The 19,483-nt window shown below is 45.7% G+C and carries 21 protein-coding genes, 2 tRNA genes and 1 riboswitch; of the genes, 19 read left to right on the forward strand and 4 right to left on the reverse strand.

Annotated features, from left to right (window positions below; translation table 11 throughout):
• The first annotated feature begins 74 nt into the window (after nt 1-74).
• The 5 genes from NSQ50_RS09225 (at nt 75) to thiH (ending at nt 4,072) form a co-directional block, all read left to right on the forward strand.
• A complete protein-coding gene (locus NSQ50_RS09225; protein ID WP_076224784.1) occupies nt 75-947 on the forward strand; it encodes an SDR family oxidoreductase in 873 nt (290 codons plus the stop codon).
• A gap of 87 nt (nt 948-1,034) precedes the next feature.
• A riboswitch (TPP riboswitch) is annotated at nt 1,035-1,136 on the forward strand.
• Between the two features lie 115 nt (nt 1,137-1,251).
• Nucleotides 1,252-1,857: a thiamine phosphate synthase gene (locus NSQ50_RS09230; protein ID WP_076224787.1), complete on the forward strand. Its 606-nt coding sequence runs from the start codon at nt 1,252-1,254 to the stop codon at nt 1,855-1,857.
• A 38-nt stretch (nt 1,858-1,895) separates the two neighbouring features.
• On the forward strand, nt 1,896-2,099 hold the full coding sequence (thiS, locus tag NSQ50_RS09235) for a sulfur carrier protein ThiS (RefSeq protein WP_038569682.1): 204 nt from the start codon (nt 1,896-1,898) through the stop codon (nt 2,097-2,099).
• A gap of 55 nt (nt 2,100-2,154) precedes the next feature.
• Entirely contained in the window at nt 2,155-2,922 is a 768-nt protein-coding gene (locus NSQ50_RS09240; protein ID WP_076224788.1) for a thiazole synthase, read from the forward strand.
• A 34-nt stretch (nt 2,923-2,956) separates the two neighbouring features.
• Nucleotides 2,957-4,072: a 2-iminoacetate synthase ThiH gene (gene thiH / locus NSQ50_RS09245; protein WP_076224791.1), complete on the forward strand. Its 1,116-nt coding sequence runs from the start codon at nt 2,957-2,959 to the stop codon at nt 4,070-4,072.
• An 83-nt stretch (nt 4,073-4,155) separates the two neighbouring features.
• Here the strand turns inward: thiH and yfbR are convergent, their stop codons facing one another.
• Entirely contained in the window at nt 4,156-4,761 is a 606-nt protein-coding gene (gene yfbR, locus NSQ50_RS09250) for a 5'-deoxynucleotidase (RefSeq protein WP_094901415.1), read from the reverse strand.
• A gap of 102 nt (nt 4,762-4,863) precedes the next feature.
• On the opposite strand from yfbR, the gene NSQ50_RS09255 reads away from it, so the two are divergent.
• The 11 genes from NSQ50_RS09255 (at nt 4,864) to NSQ50_RS09305 (ending at nt 17,263) form a co-directional block, all read left to right on the forward strand.
• Nucleotides 4,864-6,423, forward strand: coding sequence for a fumarate hydratase (locus NSQ50_RS09255; protein WP_076146271.1), 1,560 nt, complete (start codon nt 4,864-4,866; stop codon nt 6,421-6,423).
• Nucleotides 6,424-6,584: 161 nt separating this feature from the next.
• Entirely contained in the window at nt 6,585-6,971 is a 387-nt protein-coding gene (locus NSQ50_RS09260) for a VOC family protein (RefSeq protein WP_076224794.1), read from the forward strand.
• A gap of 178 nt (nt 6,972-7,149) precedes the next feature.
• Nucleotides 7,150-8,946 carry a two-component system histidine kinase PnpS gene (gene pnpS, locus NSQ50_RS09265; RefSeq protein ID WP_076224796.1) on the forward strand — a complete coding sequence of 599 codons (1,797 nt, stop codon included), beginning with the start codon at nt 7,150-7,152 and terminating at the stop codon, nt 8,944-8,946.
• A gap of 109 nt (nt 8,947-9,055) precedes the next feature.
• The gene (locus NSQ50_RS09270; protein ID WP_036678951.1) at nt 9,056-9,784 is read left to right on the forward strand and encodes a response regulator transcription factor; all 729 of its coding nucleotides are present in this window, start codon (nt 9,056-9,058) and stop codon (nt 9,782-9,784) included.
• A 198-nt stretch (nt 9,785-9,982) separates the two neighbouring features.
• Complete coding sequence (pstB, locus tag NSQ50_RS09275; RefSeq protein WP_036678954.1) at nt 9,983-10,738, forward strand: phosphate ABC transporter ATP-binding protein PstB; 756 nt, start codon at nt 9,983-9,985, stop codon at nt 10,736-10,738.
• Nucleotides 10,739-10,811: 73 nt separating this feature from the next.
• Nucleotides 10,812-11,471 (forward strand): phosphate signaling complex protein PhoU, encoded by a 660-nt coding sequence (gene phoU, locus NSQ50_RS09280; protein ID WP_036678957.1) that lies wholly within the window; start codon nt 10,812-10,814, stop codon nt 11,469-11,471.
• 188 nt (nt 11,472-11,659) lie between these two features.
• Nucleotides 11,660-14,329 (forward strand): DNA polymerase I, encoded by a 2,670-nt coding sequence (gene polA, locus NSQ50_RS09285; protein WP_076224798.1) that lies wholly within the window; start codon nt 11,660-11,662, stop codon nt 14,327-14,329.
• A gap of 52 nt (nt 14,330-14,381) precedes the next feature.
• Nucleotides 14,382-15,218, forward strand: coding sequence for a DNA-formamidopyrimidine glycosylase (gene mutM / locus NSQ50_RS09290; RefSeq protein ID WP_076100113.1), 837 nt, complete (start codon nt 14,382-14,384; stop codon nt 15,216-15,218).
• 132 nt (nt 15,219-15,350) lie between these two features.
• Nucleotides 15,351-16,097: a manganese efflux pump gene (locus NSQ50_RS09295; RefSeq protein ID WP_036678965.1), complete on the forward strand. Its 747-nt coding sequence runs from the start codon at nt 15,351-15,353 to the stop codon at nt 16,095-16,097.
• A 9-nt stretch (nt 16,098-16,106) separates the two neighbouring features.
• Entirely contained in the window at nt 16,107-16,703 is a 597-nt protein-coding gene (gene coaE / locus NSQ50_RS09300) for a dephospho-CoA kinase (RefSeq protein WP_076100115.1), read from the forward strand.
• Complete coding sequence (locus NSQ50_RS09305; RefSeq protein ID WP_036678971.1) at nt 16,700-17,263, forward strand: lytic transglycosylase domain-containing protein; 564 nt, start codon at nt 16,700-16,702, stop codon at nt 17,261-17,263. The genes coaE and NSQ50_RS09305 overlap by 4 nt, the downstream gene beginning before the upstream one ends.
• Nucleotides 17,264-17,347: 84 nt before the next feature.
• On the opposite strand, the gene NSQ50_RS09310 is transcribed toward NSQ50_RS09305, so the two are convergent.
• A complete protein-coding gene (locus NSQ50_RS09310) occupies nt 17,348-17,566 on the reverse strand; it encodes an alpha/beta-type small acid-soluble spore protein (RefSeq protein WP_036678974.1) in 219 nt (72 codons plus the stop codon).
• A 163-nt stretch (nt 17,567-17,729) separates the two neighbouring features.
• On the opposite strand from NSQ50_RS09310, the gene nrdR reads away from it, so the two are divergent.
• The 3 genes from nrdR to NSQ50_RS09325 all read left to right on the forward strand — a co-directional run bounded on the left by nrdR (nt 17,730) and on the right by NSQ50_RS09325 (nt 18,616).
• Nucleotides 17,730-18,206: a transcriptional regulator NrdR gene (gene nrdR / locus NSQ50_RS09315; protein ID WP_036678976.1), complete on the forward strand. Its 477-nt coding sequence runs from the start codon at nt 17,730-17,732 to the stop codon at nt 18,204-18,206.
• A gap of 251 nt (nt 18,207-18,457) precedes the next feature.
• A tRNA-Ala gene (locus NSQ50_RS09320) sits at nt 18,458-18,533 on the forward strand.
• Nucleotides 18,534-18,543: 10 nt separating this feature from the next.
• Nucleotides 18,544-18,616, forward strand: a tRNA-Lys gene (locus NSQ50_RS09325).
• Nucleotides 18,617-18,767: 151 nt separating this feature from the next.
• Here the strand turns inward: NSQ50_RS09325 and NSQ50_RS31565 are convergent.
• Both NSQ50_RS31565 and NSQ50_RS09330 read right to left on the reverse strand, forming a co-directional pair.
• A complete protein-coding gene (locus NSQ50_RS31565) occupies nt 18,768-18,833 on the reverse strand; it encodes a putative holin-like toxin (RefSeq protein WP_370510915.1) in 66 nt (21 codons plus the stop codon).
• Nucleotides 18,834-18,907: 74 nt separating this feature from the next.
• Nucleotides 18,908-19,366, reverse strand: a complete 459-nt coding sequence (locus tag NSQ50_RS09330; protein WP_038569696.1) for a MarR family winged helix-turn-helix transcriptional regulator — start codon at nt 19,364-19,366, stop codon at nt 18,908-18,910.
• Between the last annotated feature and the right edge of the window lie 117 nt (nt 19,367-19,483).

Consider the following 19,483-nt stretch of genomic DNA (forward strand, 5'->3'; position numbering starts at 1 on the left):
TAAACGTGCATTGTTGTGCCATCCTAAGATGATCAGTTAACTATCAATTTGCTTAACGAGAGGAGATAGGGAAGATGTCAGGCAATAATAAACAAGCTACAAAAACCTTACCCCCACAGGAGCAGCATCATCAGCCAGGGATTGAGAGTGAAATGACGCCGCTGCCCAAATACGAGCCGGCAAATTATAAAGCAGCAGGTAAACTGCAAGACAAGGCGGCGTTGATTACCGGTGGAGACAGCGGAATTGGGCGTGCAGTTGCTGTGCTTTTTGCTAAAGAAGGTGCTGATGTGGTCATTTCATATCTTAATGAACACTCAGATGCAGAGGAAACTAAACGTCAGGTCGAGCAGGAAGGCCGCAAATGTATCCTAATTCCAGGTGATATCGGTGACGAGAAATTCTGTAAGGATCTTATTAAACAGACGGTAGAGGGCTTAGGAAAGCTTGATATTCTCATCAATAACGCGGCGGAGCAACATCCGCAAGCTAAGATCGAGGATATTACTTCCGAGCAGCTAGAGCGTACTTTCCGTACGAATATATTTGCGATGTTCTATTTATCAAAAGCAGCTATGCCTCATTTAAAAGCGGGATCTACAATTATAAATACAACTTCAATTACCGCTTATCGCGGAAGCCCGCAGCTGCTGGACTATTCATCAACTAAAGGAGCTATCCTTAGTTTCACACGATCTTTGTCCACGAATCTGGCGGAGAAGGGCATACGGGTAAACGGTGTAGCACCAGGTCCAATCTGGACACCGCTAATTCCCTCTACCTTTGATGCGAAGCAGGTTAGCGAGTTCGGAGGCACGCAGCCTATGAAACGGCCTGGACAACCAGAGGAGCTGGCGCCAGCTTATGTATATCTAGCCTCTGACGATTCCAGTTATGTGACTGGACAGGTTATTCATGTAAATGGTGGCGAGGTAGTAAACGGTTAGATTAGTACAGCTAATGTGAATAAATGGGTGTATTTCAATAAAAAAATATGTTACTATAAACCACGTTAGTATTTCAAAATTGTATATTTATGTCACTAGGGGTGCCGATTGGCTGAGACGGAATGGATTTCCGGACCCTTTGAACCTGATCTGGTTAAGACCAGCGTAGGGAAGTGGAGAACGAATTTCTGTTGTCGGGCTATTTGTAGTGCCGTCTATATACAGATTCTGACTGCCTTCCTTACGGGGGCAGTTTTTTTGTTTTTTACTGACCTACAGGGAAGTGAGAGAGAGGAGATCGCGAGTGGTACAAGCTGAGATCCATCTAATATCAGACGGCAAGCAGCAGTTGAGACAATTTGTTGAACTGGCTGTCACGGTGCAGACATGGGTCGATTATATTCACTTAAGAGAGAAGCAATGTCCAGCACGCGAACTGCTCTCTGCGGCACAGGAGCTGTTGGCTGCCGGTATACCCGCTACCAAACTGATAATCAATGACCGGATCGATGTAGCATTGGCAGCTGGTGCCGCGGGTGTTCAGTTGGCTGGGCACAGTCTGAGCCCGGTTACAGCCCGGCGAATTGCACCTCAGCTTTGGCTGGGGAGATCGGTTCATTCTCCGGAAGAAGCGGCGAATGCTTCAGAGCAGGGAGCTGATTATTGCTTGTTTGGTCATGTATTTCCCTCGGATAGCAAGTTAGGGCTGCCCGCACGTGGGCTAGAGCTGCTTGCAGAAACGGTGAAGACCAGTTCTATTCCTGTAATTGCGATTGGCGGAATTAGCCCCGCTAATGCGGCGCAGATCGTCAGGAAAGGTGCGGCAGGAGTTGCTGTGATGTCCGGTATTTGCGGAGCGGATGATCCTTATGAGGCCGCCAAAGCTATTCATAAGGCGGTTCATTCATAGCCTGGAGGTAACAGCATGGGCGAAGGGGGTGATTCAGAATGAAGCTGTTGATTAACGGGAAATCCGCAGAGTGTTCTGGTGGTATTCAAACTATAGCTGATTTGATCAGTCTTCCTGAGTGGTCGGGTCGTCTGATGATCATTGAGCTGAATGGAGAAATTGTCAGTAAGGAGAATTATGAAAGTACTGCTCTGAGCGAGGATGATCGTTTGGAACTGGTGCACTTTGTTGGTGGGGGTTGAGATGGAGCGGTATAGAATTTTGAGAAATTTATAAGAACCAAAGGGAGGTAATTTCATGCATGACCCGTTACATATTGGCGGCATCGAATTAACCAGTAGATTATTTATCGGAACCGGAAAATATAGCCGGAATACGCTGATTCCCGAAGTGATTGCTAGCTCTGGTTCTCAGGTAATTACTGTAGCGCTTCGCCGAGTGGACCCGCAAGGTGGAGCAGAAAATATCATGAACCACATTCCCGGCCATATGACTCTTCTGCCTAATACCTCAGGAGCGCGCACAGCGGAAGAGGCAGTCCGTATTGCGAGATTAGCAAGAGCTGCGGGACTGGGGAACTGGGTCAAGATCGAAGTGATCAATGATCAGAAATACCTGCTTCCAGATAATCTGGAGACCATACGAGCTACAGAGATTTTAGCAGCGGAGGGTTTTGTAGTATTGCCTTATATGAGTCCGGACCTTTCGGCTGCTTTACGTCTGAGAGATGCCGGTGCTGCTGCTGTGATGCCGCTTGGTGCGCCGATCGGGACGAATCGCGGCCTGCGCACCAAGGAGCTTGTGCGTATTCTTATTGAAGAAGTGAATTTGCCGATTATTGTAGATGCCGGGATTGGCAAACCGTCGGAAGCGGCGGAAGCAATGGAGATGGGGGCCGCTGCTGTTCTGCTTAATACGGCTATCGCAACGGCACATAATCCGCTCGTCATGGCGGAAGCGTTCCGTGAGGCGATATCCGCTGGCCGTAAAGCTTATTTGGCAGGACTGGGTCCTGTAGAAGAAGTTGCTTTTGCTTCGTCACCGTTGACTGGATTTCTGAACTGAATTTGATAGGTTCACCAAAGGAGGGAGGATTAGCATGAGCTTTTTTGACACACTGGCCCGCTTGGAGCAGTATCCTTATGAGCAGCTGTGGAAGGAGTTCCGGGAGGATGACGTTAAGCGGGCGCTTGGAAAAGACAAGCTGAACGAAAATGATTTGCTGGCATTGCTCTCTCCGGCAGCAACGCCGCTGCTAGAGGAGATGGCGTTGGCTGCTCAGCGACTGACCCGTGCACATTTTGGTTATTCGATGCAGCTGTTCACACCGATGTATCTTGCGGATTTTTGTGTGAATCATTGTACCTACTGCAGCTTCAGCTCCATTTATGATTTTCCGCGCAAAAAGCTGTCCTTGGAGGAGGTTCGCAGGGAGGCTGAGAAGATTGCAGCTACAGGTCTGCGGCATATCCTCATTTTGACTGGTGAATCGCGCCGGGAGAATCCTGTCTCATATATTAAGGATTGTGTAGATGTACTCAGGGAATTTTTTTCCTCAGTCAGTATTGAGATAAATCCTCTATCAACTGCAGAATATAAAGAGCTTCTTCAAGCAGGGGTGGATGGACTAACACTATACCAAGAGGTGTACCACCAGGAGACTTACAAAAAGCTGCATGTTAAAGGGCCTAAAAGAAACTACCGGAATCGCCTGGATGCACCTGAACGCGGCTGTCAGGCAGGTTTTCGTTCTGTGAATATTGGTACGTTGCTCGGGATGTACGATTGGCGGCAAGAGGCATTCCAAAGTGCCATGCATGCCCGCTATCTACAGGATCGGTATCCAGATTGCGAGATCAGCCTGTCACCCCCACGGTTTCGGCCTTATTTAGGGGAATTTAACCCAGAGTGCGATGTTACCGATCGATCACTAGTGCAGATTATTTTGGCATACCGGTTATTTTTACCCCGTTCGGGCATTACTTTATCTACAAGAGAGCCTGCCTCTCTACGCGATCATTTAATTCATCTAGGAATAACTAAGATGTCAGCCGGGGTCACAACTGAGGTGGGCGGTCACACTAATGCAGGGGGAACTCCGCAATTCGAAATATCCGATAGCCGCAGTGTGCAGGAGATTACGGAAATGCTATATACGAAGGGTTTGCAGCCGATTTTTAAAGACTGGGATATCCTGACTGAATCAGTAACGTAACGCTTGTATTTTTATTATTAATCACTAAAGGGACCCCTGCGAGATTCATGCGGAGGTCCTTTTTTCTATTGTGTAGATGGTGTTTAGTTTCCAGCAGAGAGCTCATCGAGAGACATTTCGAAGCTCGGTGCCATATGAGTCAGAAAATAATCCACTTCCTGCAGGCCAAGCCCACGAAGTTTTGCTGCTGTCTGCTCCTTCGCGGCGGCAAATTCTCGGTTGCCTGCAGCAACCTCCCATACGCATTTCAAATAAGCATCCAGCCGATCAGCGGCTTTCACATAGCTGTGCAGCAGAATGTCCTCCGAATCGGGAGGGCTGTCTTCCGGTCGTATGAGCTGAGTGTAGATGCTTTTTAGCTCTGATGGAATCATTCCAGTTAAGCGATCAGCCGCAACTTTTTCCATTTCGCGGAAGCTGGTGAGCAAGCGAGGATTGTTGTATTTTACCGGCGTGGCAATGTCGCCTGTGAATACTTCGCTGGCATCATGGAAAAGAGCTATGGTTGCTGCTCGTTCCGCGTTTAATGAACGCCCGAAATGTACATTACCAATGGAACAGAGCATATGTGTGAGCAATGCAACATGAAAAGAATGCTCAGCGACGTTCTCCGGTGCGGTGCTGCGCATCAAGCTCCAGCGCTGAATATACTGAAGACGATATAGATAGGCAGAAAAATGGTAGCTCAATTTTAAAGTAACCCCTTTCATGCGGTGCTAGGTATGATATTATTATACTAATTGTATCAAACTTTAGATAACCTGGAACTGCCGAGAGGAGCTTGAATGAAGATGCAGCATTTTGAAGACAGTATTTATAACCTTATCGTAGAAACTTCCACGAATTTGCCGGGAGATGTACGCCGGGCAGTTGCAAAAGGTCGCGCGCTGGAAGACAGGGCTACCCGGTCCGGTCTTGCTTTAACCACGATTGCACAAAATATCGGAATGGCTGAGCAGCAAGTGTCTCCGATCTGTCAGGATACGGGAATGCCTACATTTATCATTCACACCCCTGTGGGAATCAATCAGATTGAGATGAAAAAAGATATTCATAATGCCATTGTACGAGCGACCAAGAATGGTAAACTTCGTCCCAATTCTGTAGATTCATTAACAGGTGAGAATAGCGGAGATAACTTGGGTGCAGGCACACCAGTCATTCATTTCGAACAATGGGAAGAGGATAAAATAGACGTTAGACTTATTCTGAAGGGTGGAGGCTGCGAGAATAAAAATATTCAATACAGTCTCCCGGCAGAATTAGAAGGACTCGGCAAAGCGGGTCGGGATCTGGACGGAATCCGTAAATGTATTTTACACGCGGTATATCAGGCGCAGGGACAAGGCTGTAGTGCCGGTTTTATTGGCGTGGGTATCGGCGGTGACCGTACGACTGGCTACGAGCTGGCTAAGAAGCAGTTGTTCCGCAAAGTGGAGGATGTTAATCCGATAGAAGACCTTAGCAAGCTGGAAGACTATATTATGGAGAATGCTAACAAGCTTGGAATTGGCACGATGGGTTTTGGTGGTGAGGTATCGCTGCTGGGCTGTAAGATTGGCGTTATGAATCGTCTGCCAGCTAGCTTTTTCGTATCCGTTGCTTATAACTGTTGGGCCTTCCGCCGCCAAGGGGTGCTGGTTGATCCATCAACTGGCAATATAGAGGATTGGTTATATGAGAGCGGCACAGGGATATCTGTAGATGATGAAGGAGCACATGAATCTGAAGCGGTAATTGCTGAGGGAGCTAACAGCCCAGCGTCTGAGTCGCGGGAAGTACGTCTTACAACGCCGGTAAGTGAAGAGGATATCCGTAGTCTGCGTGTTGGAGACGTGGTTATTTTATCCGGTGAAATGCATACAGGCCGTGATGCTCTGCACAAATATTTAATGGATCATGAGTCTCCGGTAGATCTGGAAGGGGCTGTGATTTATCATTGCGGTCCTGTGATGATGAAAGATGAGGAAGGCTGGCATGTAAAAGCTGCGGGCCCAACTACGAGCATTCGTGAAGAGCCTTATCAAGGCGATATCATCAAAAAATTTGGAATCCGTGCAGTCATCGGAAAAGGTGGTATGGGTCCAAAAACGTTAAAAGCCTTACAGGAGCACGGCGGGGTATACCTCAATGCGATTGGTGGAGCCGCCCAGTATTATGCAGAGTGCATCAAGAAGGTCAACGCTGTTGATTTTATGGAATTTGGTATTCCTGAGGCGATGTGGCATCTCGATGTGGAGGGTTTTGCAGCGATTGTGACGATGGATGCTCACGGCAACAGTCTGCATGCGGATGTGGAAAAAGATTCTGCAGCTAAATTGACTCAATTCAAGGAGCCAGTGTTTAAATAAATGGGGTTACAACCGGTGGATAAGTCATGAGGAGGGCAGATTATTCTCTGAATGGCTTTTCCATGGGTTTTAATCAAATTATAAGGATTTATATGTCCAGACTATAAATTATCCTTAAGGAACGCCGAAGGCGTTTTTGCCTGTCTAAAGGAGGACAACGAATGGCACCACATTATATTAGAAATGGGTTTCTTAACGTTACGCCGTATTTTATTGCGGAAGATGCAGACCAATTGATAGATTTTGTTGTGCACTGCTTTGATGCCAAAATTATTGATATGCTGCGAAACGATGAGGGTAGGATTAGGCATGCCGAGGTCAGAATCGGTGATTCCATCATTGAGGTTTCCGAAGCGAATGAAAAGTATTCACCGGTACAGCTTGCCATTCATCTTTATGTAAGAAATGTTGATGAGACCTACCGCAAGTGCCTGAATGCCGGGGCCTCTATTATTGAAGAACCACTGGATAAGTCCTATGGAGAAAGAGGAGCAGGGGTTAGAGACCGTCAGGGTAATCAGTGGTTTCTTGCTACCCGTACAGAATAAACTCATGTGTTTTTACAAAAGTAATACAAAGTAACAGTCCAGAGTTAATCAACTCGGGCTGTTATTTTTATATAATTTACTCTGGGGGGCTTATGTCACGGTCATAGTCGTACTGGTATTTTGGAGAAAATGAAGTTAGGATAAAAGATACAATGATAAAGGGAGAGGCAAATCTCAGATGAAACCGTTTCGCGCTCGTCTTACGTTTATACTTATGGCCTTAATCGGTATTTCCATGATTGGTACTGGATTTACGATGGCTCATCTGTTTAAGAGCTCCCATATAACTGCTCTGGAAGAGAATATGTCCCGGGAAATAAGCTTGCTCTCAGGCACACTGGAATTTGTAGATATGAATTCTTCAAATGCGATCCCGTATTACACTGAACAGGCGGAGCATATTTCTAAACTTTTAGATTCTCGGATAACGTTTATTACAAAGTCGGGTAAAGTAATTGGCGATTCTGAGAAAAACCCCTTGGAAATGGACAACCACTCCAATCGTGAAGAAGAGATAGGGGCTGCGAAAGAGGGAACTGGACGGGCAATCCGTTACAGCGAAACTCTAAAGCATGAGATGTTATATGTGGCTGGAAAGGTAACTTCAGATCAGGGGTTTGACGGCTATATTCGGGTCTCAATGGGACTTGATGCTGTTACTCAAGGTCTTAAGCATGCTTGGATGATCATGGCTGCAGGTCTTATTATCTTGTTCTTGTCAGCAACTATTGTGAGCTATAAAGTAGCTACAAGCATGACTTCCCCGTTGGAGCAAATCACAAGAGTCGCCCGGCGGATTACCGATCTGGATTATGATGCCAGAGTTCATTTGAAGCGTAAAGATGAAGTTGGACAGCTGGCTACCGCGATTAATGCGATGGCAGACAGTCTTCAAGACCAGCTCAAGACGATTCGTGATAATGAGGATCTGCTGCAAAGCGTGCTGGATAATATGACTGGCGGCATCATAATGATCAATGCGGAAGAAGAGATTGCGCTGCTCAATCGGGCTTCAGAGCGAATGCTTGATGTCAGCAACAGTGAAATGGCGGGTCATTCGTACAAAGAGTTAAAACGGCATTATGAGCTAACCCGTCTGCTTGAAGAAGGGGTATTAAGCCGGGAGCCGATTCATGAAGAGCGAAGTATTTATAACCCAAGAGAGCGAATTGTACGGATGGACGCGGTTCCGATGATCCAGGATGGTACGTACAGAGGTATGCTTTTCCTATTGCAAGAGGTTACGGAAATTCGCCGTTTGGAGCGGATGCGCAGTGAATTTGTCGCTAACGTATCGCATGAACTAAAGACTCCGGTTGCAGCGGTCAAAGGGTTTGCCGAGACCTTACTGGGAGGCGGAGTTAAAGATGAGAAGACGGCGAGATCCTTCCTGCAAATTATATATGATGAGAATGAGCGTTTAAATCGCTTGATTGGAGATATTCTGGAATTATCTAAAATCGAATCTAAACGGGTGCAGCTCGATTGCTCACCGGTTCATATCATTGAATTCTTTGATTCCGTGCTGGGAACCATCAGTAAAGTCGCTGAGAAGAAAAACATTAGTCTTAATGTAGAGGTTCCTGAGGAGCTGTTCATTGAGGCGGATGAGGATAAGCTGCGTCAAATCTTTATGAATCTTTTCTCTAATGCGATTAATTACACACATGAAGGCGGAAACGTAAAGGTCTACGTTAAGAGTCTACTGAAACCAGACGGCTCCGAAAATGTTCAATTTACTGTTAGCGATACGGGTATGGGGATTCCTAAAAAAGATCTGCCGCGTATTTTTGAACGTTTTTACCGTGTGGATAAGGCAAGATCCAGAAGCTCCGGTGGAACGGGATTGGGGCTGTCTATTGTGAAGCATTTGGTAGATATGCACCATGGAGTGATTTCAGTTGAAAGTGATCTGGGAATCGGCAGTTCCTTTGTGATTGAATTGCCTTTGCTGCAGGAAGAAAAGACCGATTAGATTTTTGTAAATTCACTTTTTCAATTTTACACTAAGTTAACATTACGGTGATATGATGGTTTTGTTGCTGTTTTGTAAAAATCAAACTATATGGAAGACGGGGGAACCTATGGCTCAACGATTGCTTGTCATTGAAGACGAACCGACACTAGCCCGGCTGCTGTCCTATAACTTAACGCAGGAAGGTTACGAGGTGACGGTAGAGGATCATGGAACGGCAGGATATGATCGTGCGACGAGGGAACCTTTTGACTTGATCGTATTGGATCTGATGCTGCCAGGAATGAATGGCATTGACATCCTTGATAAATTGCGTGGACAAGGTATCCGCACACCTATTATCGTATTGACTGCTAAAAATGCTGAAGAAGATGTGGTTAGAGGGCTGAAATCCGGTGCTGATGATTATATAACCAAACCTTTTGGAGTATCCGAATTGCTTGCAAGAGTGAGCGCTGTATTACGGCGGATTTCCGGCCTTGCTGAGGAGGCTCCACAAGAGACACCTATATCTGCTTCAACGATCATTCTGGGACAACTAGAAATCTATCCTGAGCGGTATGAAGTTTCCTTAGGAGGACATAGCATCAACCTTCGACCTAAAGAGTTCGAGGTATTGTTATATTTGGCCCGTAAACCCGGGGTAGTGCTGACAAGAGATGATCTTATGAACGCTGTTTGGGGCTTTGATTATATTGGTGGACAGCGTACAGTTGATGTGCATGTAAGTTCACTCCGTAAAAAGCTTGAGCTAGATCCAGAATCCGTTCATATCGATTCCATTCGAGGTGTAGGTTATAAATTAGTTGTTAACAAAAAGAGAGCTCCGGTCATTTAGCATGACTGGAGTTTTCTTCTTTATCCCGTTCATAAACAAGATTCAGGTGAGATTACACGCCGAATTGTAGGGAATACTATCACGTGGACTAATTCATCTTCACCAATTTTACATTGCGTTAACATTTCTCTCCAACTGTATTTACATTAAAAGCTTATTATGGAGAACGAAGATGATGAGAAGGAGACGTAAATACTAATGAAATCCATCATTGACATAGAGAAACTTGATCTCTACTATGAGTCATTTCACGCACTGAAGAATGTGAATCTGCAAATTCCGGAGAAACAGGTTACTGCTTTTATCGGACCTTCCGGTTGCGGAAAATCCACTCTGTTGCGCACGCTGAATCGTATGAATGATATGATTCCTGGTACACGTATTGAAGGAACTGTAAACATCGGTGGCAAAAATATTTATAGTGACGAGGTAGAGGTAGAAAGCCTGCGTAAACAGGTCGGCATGGTATTCCAACAGCCAAATCCTTTTCCAAAGTCGATTTACGACAATGTAGCTTACGGTCCTCGCCTGCATGGCATTCGTTCAAAGAGCGAACTGGATGAGATTGTAGAGCAAAGTCTGCGTCATTCCGCGCTGTGGGAGGAAGTTAAAGATTTTCTGAAAAAATCTGCCCTTAGCTTGTCCGGCGGACAGCAGCAACGGCTGTGTATTGCCCGAGCTTTGGCAGTTCAGCCGGATATCCTGCTCATGGATGAAGCAACGTCTGCACTGGATCCTGTGTCTACGCTCAAGATAGAGGAGCTTGTACAGGAATTAAGAAGTAAGTATACAATCGTTATGGTTACTCATAACATGCATCAGGCGGCACGTGTATCTGGTCGAACCGTGTTTTTCTTGAATGGTGTAATTGTAGAGGCGGCGGATACAGAGGTGTTGTTCTCGACTCCTAAGGATTCCCGCACCGAAGATTATATTTCTGGACGTTTCGGCTGATACGGGCTACAAGGGCGCTCGTCCTTGGAAATGGCAAGCTGACCATACATTAATGAGGAGGATCGCTCTTACTATGATTCGCAGAAAAGAATTTGATAAAGATTTGGAAGAGCTGCGCAGTCTGCTGCAGCAGATGGGTGAACATGTAATAGATGCTCTTGGTGGAGCAATTGTTGCTTTACAGAATCTTGATACTGTACGCGCTCAGGAAATCATTAAAGCAGATTTGCAGCTGAATGCCATGGAAGATAAAATCATGGAAATTGGCTCACGGCTAATTATTACGCAGCAGCCTGTAGCAAAAGATTTGCGCCGCATTATCGTTGCTTTCAAAATATCTAGCGATTTGGAACGTATGGGTGACTTGGCTATTGATGTTGCGAAAGCAACTATGCGCATCCATGGACAGCAGCTGATCAAGCCGCTTGTAGACATTCCGCGTATGGCGGAAATTGTGACGACCATGATTGATGAGGCTATCCAGTCTTATCTGGATGAGAACACTGATCTGGCTTATAGAATGGCACAAGATGATGATCAGGTCGATCAATTATATGGTTCGATGATCAATGAGCTATATAGTTATATGGTGGCAAAACCGGATTCTGTGTCCCAAGCTATGTTATTAACGCTGGTAGGCCGTTATATTGAACGGATTGCCGATCATGCGACTAACATTGGTGAGAGTGTTGTTTATCTGGTCACAGGCAGCCGTCCGGACTTGAATCAGTAATTTGTACTTACACATCTTTTGTTATATCTTTAGTTAAACTAAGTAGCCGCCCTTTTAAAAGGGCGGCTACTTGTTGTATATCCTTAACATATCAGCTTATCCCACTGTTTAGGTTGGTAAAGCCGTTTCTACTTGTAGAGGGCATATGGTAAGATGTAAGGAGTAAGCATGAAAAGGCGAGGTGCACTATGGACAAGTTGATACTTATAGATGGAAACAATATTATTTACCGTGCTTTTTTTGCGATGCCCCCGCTGACGAATACAGCAGGGCAACAGACAAATGCGGTGTACGGATTTACAACGATGCTGCTTCGATTAATTGAAGAACATAAACCGACACATATGATTGTCGCTTTCGATGCAGGGAAAGTTACTTTTCGGCATGAAGGTTATCAGGATTATAAGGGCGGCCGGCAAAAAACACCGCCCGAGCTCTCCGAGCAGTTCCCATTGCTGAAGGAATTGCTGACTAATTTAGGTGTACCGCAGTTTGAAATTGGCAATTATGAGGCTGATGATATTATTGGCACCATTTCGCGCCAGGCGGATGAAGCGGGACGGCAGGTTATGATCGTGTCGGGAGACAAGGATATGTTGCAGCTGGCCTCTGAGCATACGACCGTTGCTTTAATCCGCAAAGGGGTCACTGAAGTTGAGCTTTATGGGCCGGAACAAATCCGGGAGAAATATGACCTAACCCCAGAGCAGATCATTGATCTTAAAGGGCTGATGGGCGATGCGAGTGACAACATCCCGGGAGTACCCGGCGTAGGTGAGAAGACAGCTTTGAAGCTGCTGCATCAATTTGGATCGGTGGAAGGTGTCTTAGCTGGAACCGGTGAGCTAAAGGGTAAAATGAAAGAAAAACTGGAAACCCATGCGGAAGATGCGGTAATGAGTAAAAAATTAGCGACCATCTATCGCGAAGTGCCGCTTGAGCATTCGTGGGAAGACATGGTCTTTAATGGAATTTCAGCGGATACAGCCGGCCCAGCGCTTGCCAAGCTGGAATTTAAATCACTGTTGGAACGTTTGTCTCTTAGTGCTTATGCTCCTGTTGCCGAGGGAGAGGAAAGTGCTGCTGAAGTAGAAGCAGCTGCACTTGATATTACGATCGTAAGTGAAGAAGAACTTAAGGGGCTAAGTGAAGCCCTGGCTGGCATTTCGGCGCTGCATGTGGAATCGAATGGAGATAATCCGCATCGTGCCGAGGTAATCGGAATAGGATTGTCCTCTCTGGAGCGGCATTACTATGTGCCGTTTGAATTACTGCATAAGCCAGCTGCTGCGAAGCTGCGTGATTGGCTAGGAGATGAAAAGGCTCCGAAAAGTGGATATGATCTTCACCGCGCTGATTTGGCTCTACACTGGCAGGGAATTGCTTTTGCAGGTGCAGCCCATGATGTGCAGCTGGCGGCTTATTTGCTTGATCCTACGGAGGCTAATCAGAATCTAAACGATCTCACTGCTAAATACGGCTTGCCGCGGCTCTCTCCTGATGAAGAGGTATTTGGTAAAGGTGCCAAATACAAAATCCCTGAGCTTGAAGTCTTAGGAAATCACGTTGCACGAAAGAGTGCAACGGTTCTTGGAATCGCACAGAAGCAACAGCAGGAGCTGGTGGAGACCGCGATGACAGGGCTATTCGAGGATCTGGAAATGCCTTTGTCACGAATTTTGGCGGATATGGAGAAACAGGGGATTGCAGTCAATGCTGGTGATCTTAAAGAGCTTGGAAAAGAATTCGAGGCGCAAATTTCCAAATTGGTCAGTGAAATATACGAGATTTGTGGCACTGAGTTTAATTTGAACTCACCAAAGCAGCTGGGTGAAATCTTGTTTGTAAAGCTAGGTCTGCCTGTCGTCAAGAAGACGAAGACGGGTTATTCCACGGATGCCGAAGTGCTTGAGAAACTTGCGCCATACCACGATGTGGTGCGTTTGATTTTGCAATATCGCACAATTGCGAAGCTTCAATCTACCTACGTAGAGGGGCTGCTTAAAGAAATTTCCCCGAACACAGGGAAGGTGCATACATTCTACCGGCAGACGATTGCCGCTACAGGACGGCTTAGCAGCCAATTCCCGAACTTGCAGAATATCCCGATTCGTCTAGAGGAAGGACGCAAAATCCGCAAGGTATTCGTTCCGTCCGAACCGGGCTGGTCCATCCTGGCAGCCGACTATTCGCAGATCGAACTGCGTGTGCTTGCGCATATTTCAGGTGATGAGCGAATGAAGGAAGCTTTTCTGCATGATATGGATATTCACACGAAGACAGCGATGGATGTGTTCGGTGTGACCGCGGAACAGGTGGACAGCAATATGCGCCGTGCCGCAAAAGCCGTAAACTTCGGGATCGTCTACGGGATCAGTGATTACGGCCTCTCGCAGAATTTGAATATTCCGCGTAAGGAAGCCGCTCAATTTATTGAGCAGTATTTCGAGGTATATCAGGGTGTGCGCCGCTATATGGACGATATCGTAGTAGAGGCGCGGAAGTATGGTTATGTGACCACGTTGCTCGAACGTCGCCGTTATCTGCCGGAGATTAATGCGAAGAACTTTAATCTGCGCTCTTTTGCGGAGCGGACAGCAATGAATACACCTATACAGGGAACAGCAGCGGATATTATCAAGCTGGCGATGGTGCATATGGACAAGGCATTATTTGATCGTGGGCTTAAGAGCCGTATGCTGCTTCAAGTACACGATGAGCTTGTATTCGAGGTGCCAGAGGATGAAATGGAGCTTATGAAGACGCTTTTGCCGGAAGTAATGGGTGGAGCACTGAAGTTATCTGTGCCACTTAAGGCAGAGGTCAGCTTTGGAAGTAACTGGTACGAGGCGAAATAGACTCCCTTTAAGGTGTGCATATCAGCTATAATGTAGTTGAGGTGAAGACATCATGCCGGAATTACCGGAAGTAGAGACAGTCAAGAGAACACTTAATGAGTTAGTTAATGGAAAGCAGATAGAGAATGTAACCGTCCGGTTGGCGCGGATTATTCAGCGTCCGGATGATATTCAGGCTTTTGCCCACCTGCTGGCAGGTCATAGCATTGTTAAAGTTGAACGAAGAGGAAAGTTTTTGCGTATTGTGCTGGATGGTCTGGTGCTTGTGTCACATTTGCGGATGGAAGGCCGTTACGGACTTTTTTCAAATGATGACCCACTGGACAAGCATACACATGTGATTTTTCATTTTACGGATGGAACTGAGCTGCGTTACACGGATGTTCGCCAGTTCGGTACGATGCATCTTTTTCAGATGGGAGAAGATCTTCAGCTGCCGCCTTTAAACAAGCTGGGGCAGGAGCCGCTGGAGCCTTCTTTTACACCGGAGAGGTTTAAGCAGATCGTGTCAGGTAAAAGCACCAAAATTAAATCGCTGCTGCTTAATCAGGAATATATCGTCGGCATCGGCAATATTTATGTAGATGAGTCGTTGCACCGTGCGGGCATCCATCCTGAAGACAGCGCCAAATCGCTCACGGACAATCAATTGGACAAGCTGCATCATGCCATTGTAAGCACGCTGGCCGAAGCGGTTAACGCCGGAGGTTCATCTGTTAAGTCATATGTTAATGGCCAAGGTGAGAGCGGTACGTATCAGCAGCAGCTATTGATTTACGGTCGTAATGATCAGCCGTGTAGTAACTGTGGAACGATGATTGAGAAGACGGTTGTAGGCGGTCGTGGCACGCATTATTGTCCAAATTGCCAGCGCCCGACTGTTAACTGAATTTGTTGAAATAATAAGGTTGGCACCCACTACTTGTCCCGCCCATATACTGTGTGAAGAATGCTTAATAGAGAACGGAAGCTGAAACGATAAACTTTTCAGTTTGCCGGTTCTTCACAGGAGGGATTGCGGGTGCTCAGCCCATTATTTTCACTGCTATTGCTAGCGTTTGCCTTGAGTTTGGACGGTTTTGGTGTAGGAATTACATATGGGCTGCGTAAAATGAAAATACCACTGCTCTCCGTTCTGATTATCTCGCTCTGTTCGGGGGTAGTTATCTGTGTATCTATGCAGGTTGGGGTTTTGCTTGCCAAGGTAGTGTCTCCGAATGCAGCTTCTATGGTTGGTGCGGTTATACTTGTGCTAATGGGGTGCTGGTCACTTGTTCAGATGCTGATGCAAAAAGAGAAAGATGCAGATGGCGGACGTAAAGCTGAAACGGTAGATGAGGGCTCATTTTCCGAGCAGGCTTGGGCAGAGGTAGCTGCTGATTCTGAAGCGGGTACAGAACCTGTTATGAATGATGAACCGTTGAAATCAGCTGTTTTTTCGCTTGAGCTACGCCGTTTGGGGATTGTAGTGCAGATCTTGCGTACCCCGTCTTCTGCGGATATGGATGCCTCAGGAAGCATCTCTTCGATGGAGGCGATGATACTTGGGATTGCGCTCTCTCTGGATGCTTTTGGGGCTGGACTTGGCGCAGCGCTGCTTGGCTTCAATCCGATATGGACATCACTTACAATAGCTTTATTTAGTGGTACATTTCTATTACTGGGTATGAAGACTGGACTTAGATTTGCCGGGAACTACTGGATGAAGCATGCTGCCGCATTACCAGCGTTATTATTAATTGCAATGGGAATACTGAAGCTATTATGAGGTGAGTACATGATTATAGGCTTAACCGGAGGAATCGCATCCGGAAAAAGCACAGTGTCTGCACTGCTTGTGAACAAGGGAGCGAGGCTGGTTGATGCCGATGTGATCGCCAGAGAAGTTATGCTTCCCGGGCATGAAGTGTTGGCTGCTGCTGCTAAGCAATTTGGAAAAGAGATCCTTTTTTCGGATGGAACACTGAATAGGGCCAAATTAGGTGAAATCGTCTTTCAAGATCCGGTGGCCCTGCAAACCTTGAACAATTTGACGCATCCTGCCATCCGGCAGGAAATCAAAAATCGTATGTACAGCATGGAGCAGGAAGAGCCGAAGCGGCTTATTATTGTGGATATTCCGCTTCTTTTTGAATCAGGGCTTGAGACCCTGTTCCATGAGATTGTAGTAGTCTACGTTCCCCGTGAAGTGCAAATTACTCGATTAATGGAACGTAACAGGCTCTCTTTAGAAGAAGCAGAAGCGCGATTGAATGCACAGATGGATATTGAACAGAAACGTAATAAAGCGGACTACATCATCGACAACAGTGGCGATCTTGCGTACACTGAGCAACAGGTTGCTGTTTTTTGGGACAGGCTGGGTTTATCATGAAATGGTTACGTAAAAAAAGAGTACTGCTTCTGCTATTTGTTGGTTTTACGGCAATATTGTTTCTGAGTACAAACTGGATGTCGTGGTTTTATCCCATCCATTTTAAAGACGAGATTCGCAAGCACAGCATCACTTATGAGATAGACCCGTTTCTTGTAACCGCGATTATTCGTGTAGAAACGAACTTTAAAACTGGACGAGAATCCAAAAAAGGCGCACTAGGGCTGATGCAGCTTATGCCGGATACCGCGAAGTGGGCGCTGGAAAAGGCCAAGCTTCCAAACGTATCTATGGAAGAACTCAAGCATGAGCCTTCGGCTAATATTGAACTGGGTACATGGTATCTTTCAACTTTATCCCGTCAGTTCGAAGGTAAACGTACAGCAATTATCGCAGCCTATAATGCTGGACCCGGAAAAGTTCAACGCTGGTTGGACGAAGGGATCTGGGATGGGACAGATGCAACCATTAAAGATATTCCCATTGGTGAAACCAGGCATTATGTACAGCGCGTTAATTATTACTATGATCAGTACACGGACATTTACAAAGAATTTTAATTTCTGCCGTGTTATGTATAAAAAGAAGTATTAAACGACCTGTAGGTCGTTTAATACTTCTTCAAAAAGCTTATGTTGGTCAGGTTATTTGTATTGACCTGCCAGTTGTTGTTCTGCCAGGGTTACAAGACGTTTAGTGATGTAACCACCGATCGAACCATTTTCATAAGAAGTTTTATTGCCTTGGTAACCATCTGGGGAAAGCGTGATTCCTAGTTCTTGGGCAACTTCGTATTTAAGTTGTTCCAAGGCACCGCGGGAATTTGGAGCTACAAGGTTATTGGAGTTGTTGCTTTGGCTCATTGCTGTTCACCTCCTCTGTTGGTAACTGTATTATGTGCCGGACTTGCCATTATCATTACAAGAAAAAAACGGTGATTTCTGGAAATAATAAAAAAGCCGTTCAAAAGCCGGATTTATAACGTTCCGGGACCAAACCATTATGTATTAGGAAGTGATGAAGCTTATGAAATGCCCTTACTGTGATCACACAAATACTAAAGTGCTGGACTCGCGACCAGCGAATGAAAATAAGTCAATCCGTCGTAGGCGTGAATGTGAGCGTTGCAGCAAACGTTTCACTACTTTTGAAATGATTGAAGAGACGCCACTGATTGTAATTAAAAAAGACGGCAGCCGTGAGGAATTCAGTCGTGATAAAATACTCCGCGGTCTCATCCGTGCTTGTGAGAAACGGCCGGTTTCTGTGGAACGTCTAGAAAAGATCGTGTCCGAGGTTGAGAAATCTTTGCGCGGCATCGCCGTTGCGGAAGTGGAAAGCCAACAGATTGGTGAATTCGTGATGGAGCAGCTCTACCCAGTAGATGAAGTCGCTTACGTTCGTTTTGCGTCCGTATATCGCCAGTTCAAGGATATTAATATGTTCATGAAGGAACTCAAGGGGCTGCTGTCCAAGAGTACGGGAGAATTAGAGGGATTATAGGGTTTTGTCCAGTTAGGGCGTTACAACCAATCCTAGGGTCTGTTAAGAGTGCTTGTACTGGTTTGTTTCCTCTGAGTTTTGAGCGGGGAATTTGAGTGGAAAAATGAATTTTAAAAAAAGTGTTGACATAGAGGGCGATTTTTTATATTATATAGAAGTCGCCTACGACGCTTGAGTTTATCGGAACAACTCAATTACGACCAAACTAAAATTAAAAAATGTGTGGTTACATACATCTGAAATTTCAGTTTGGGGCCATAGCTCAGCTGGGAGAGCGCATCGCTGGCAGCGATGAGGTCAGGGGTTCGATCCCCCTTGGCTCCACCAAACATCATATGGACTCTTAGCTCAGTTGGTAGAGCAGTAGACTCTTAATCTATTTGTCCAGGGTTCGAGCCCCTGAGAGTCCATCTTAAAGAAACGGCAGAAATGCCGTTTTTTTGCTGTTTGGGGAGTGAGTGACTTTTGATTTGGTTTTGATCGTGGTATAGTTTGGGTAGATAAAAGCGGCTTCGGAAGTTTAGTCAGGAAATAGACCGCATTCCTTTGCGAGAGGGCGGTCTATTTCTTTTTGAGGTAGTTGAGCAATGCAATAATGAACATGCCGAAGATGAATATCAGTGACAATTGTTGGCTCTAATTAAAGACAATCCATATCTAAAGAAACAGCAAGATGCTGTTTCTTTTTTTGTTCCCATTTATTAATTATCATTAAATCCATTAAACTCCTGAAGCATTTCGATAAATGTCTCAAGCTGTTGATTATCCCATTGGGCTATGCGCTCATAAAATATGAACTCCTTATCCTGTAACGCGTCAAAGGTTTTTTGCCGTCCAAGATCAGTGAGAGTAAGAAGTATAGCTCGACGATCGTTAGGGGAGTCTTCCCTTTTGATATAACCCAAATTCTCGAGTTGCTTGATGAGACGGCTGACTGAACTACGATCCATAGCCGTAGATTCTGCCAATACAGAGGCACTTGTTGGACCATAGGAGTACAGCCAACGAACTATATGGAAAGCAGCAGGTTGTACAGATGAATCGAAAGCGGCAGCAGTTCTGACATTTAGGGCATGCGAAGCGCTAATAAGGGCACTAATTTGTCCACCTAGCTTCAGTTCTAATTGTCCTCTCGACGTGTCTTTACGTTCAGTATTCATTGTTTTAACCACCTAACCTTGTATTTTAAAGTCATCAAACATCTATGTAGTTGACATATATCAATCATCGTCATATAGTTGATATATATCAATTATATGTTTTGGACAATACGCTGT

This window comes from Paenibacillus sp. FSL R10-2788 (assembly GCF_038003885.1).
Classification (GTDB): Bacteria; Bacillota; Bacilli; order Paenibacillales; family Paenibacillaceae; genus Paenibacillus_AQ; species Paenibacillus_AQ odorifer.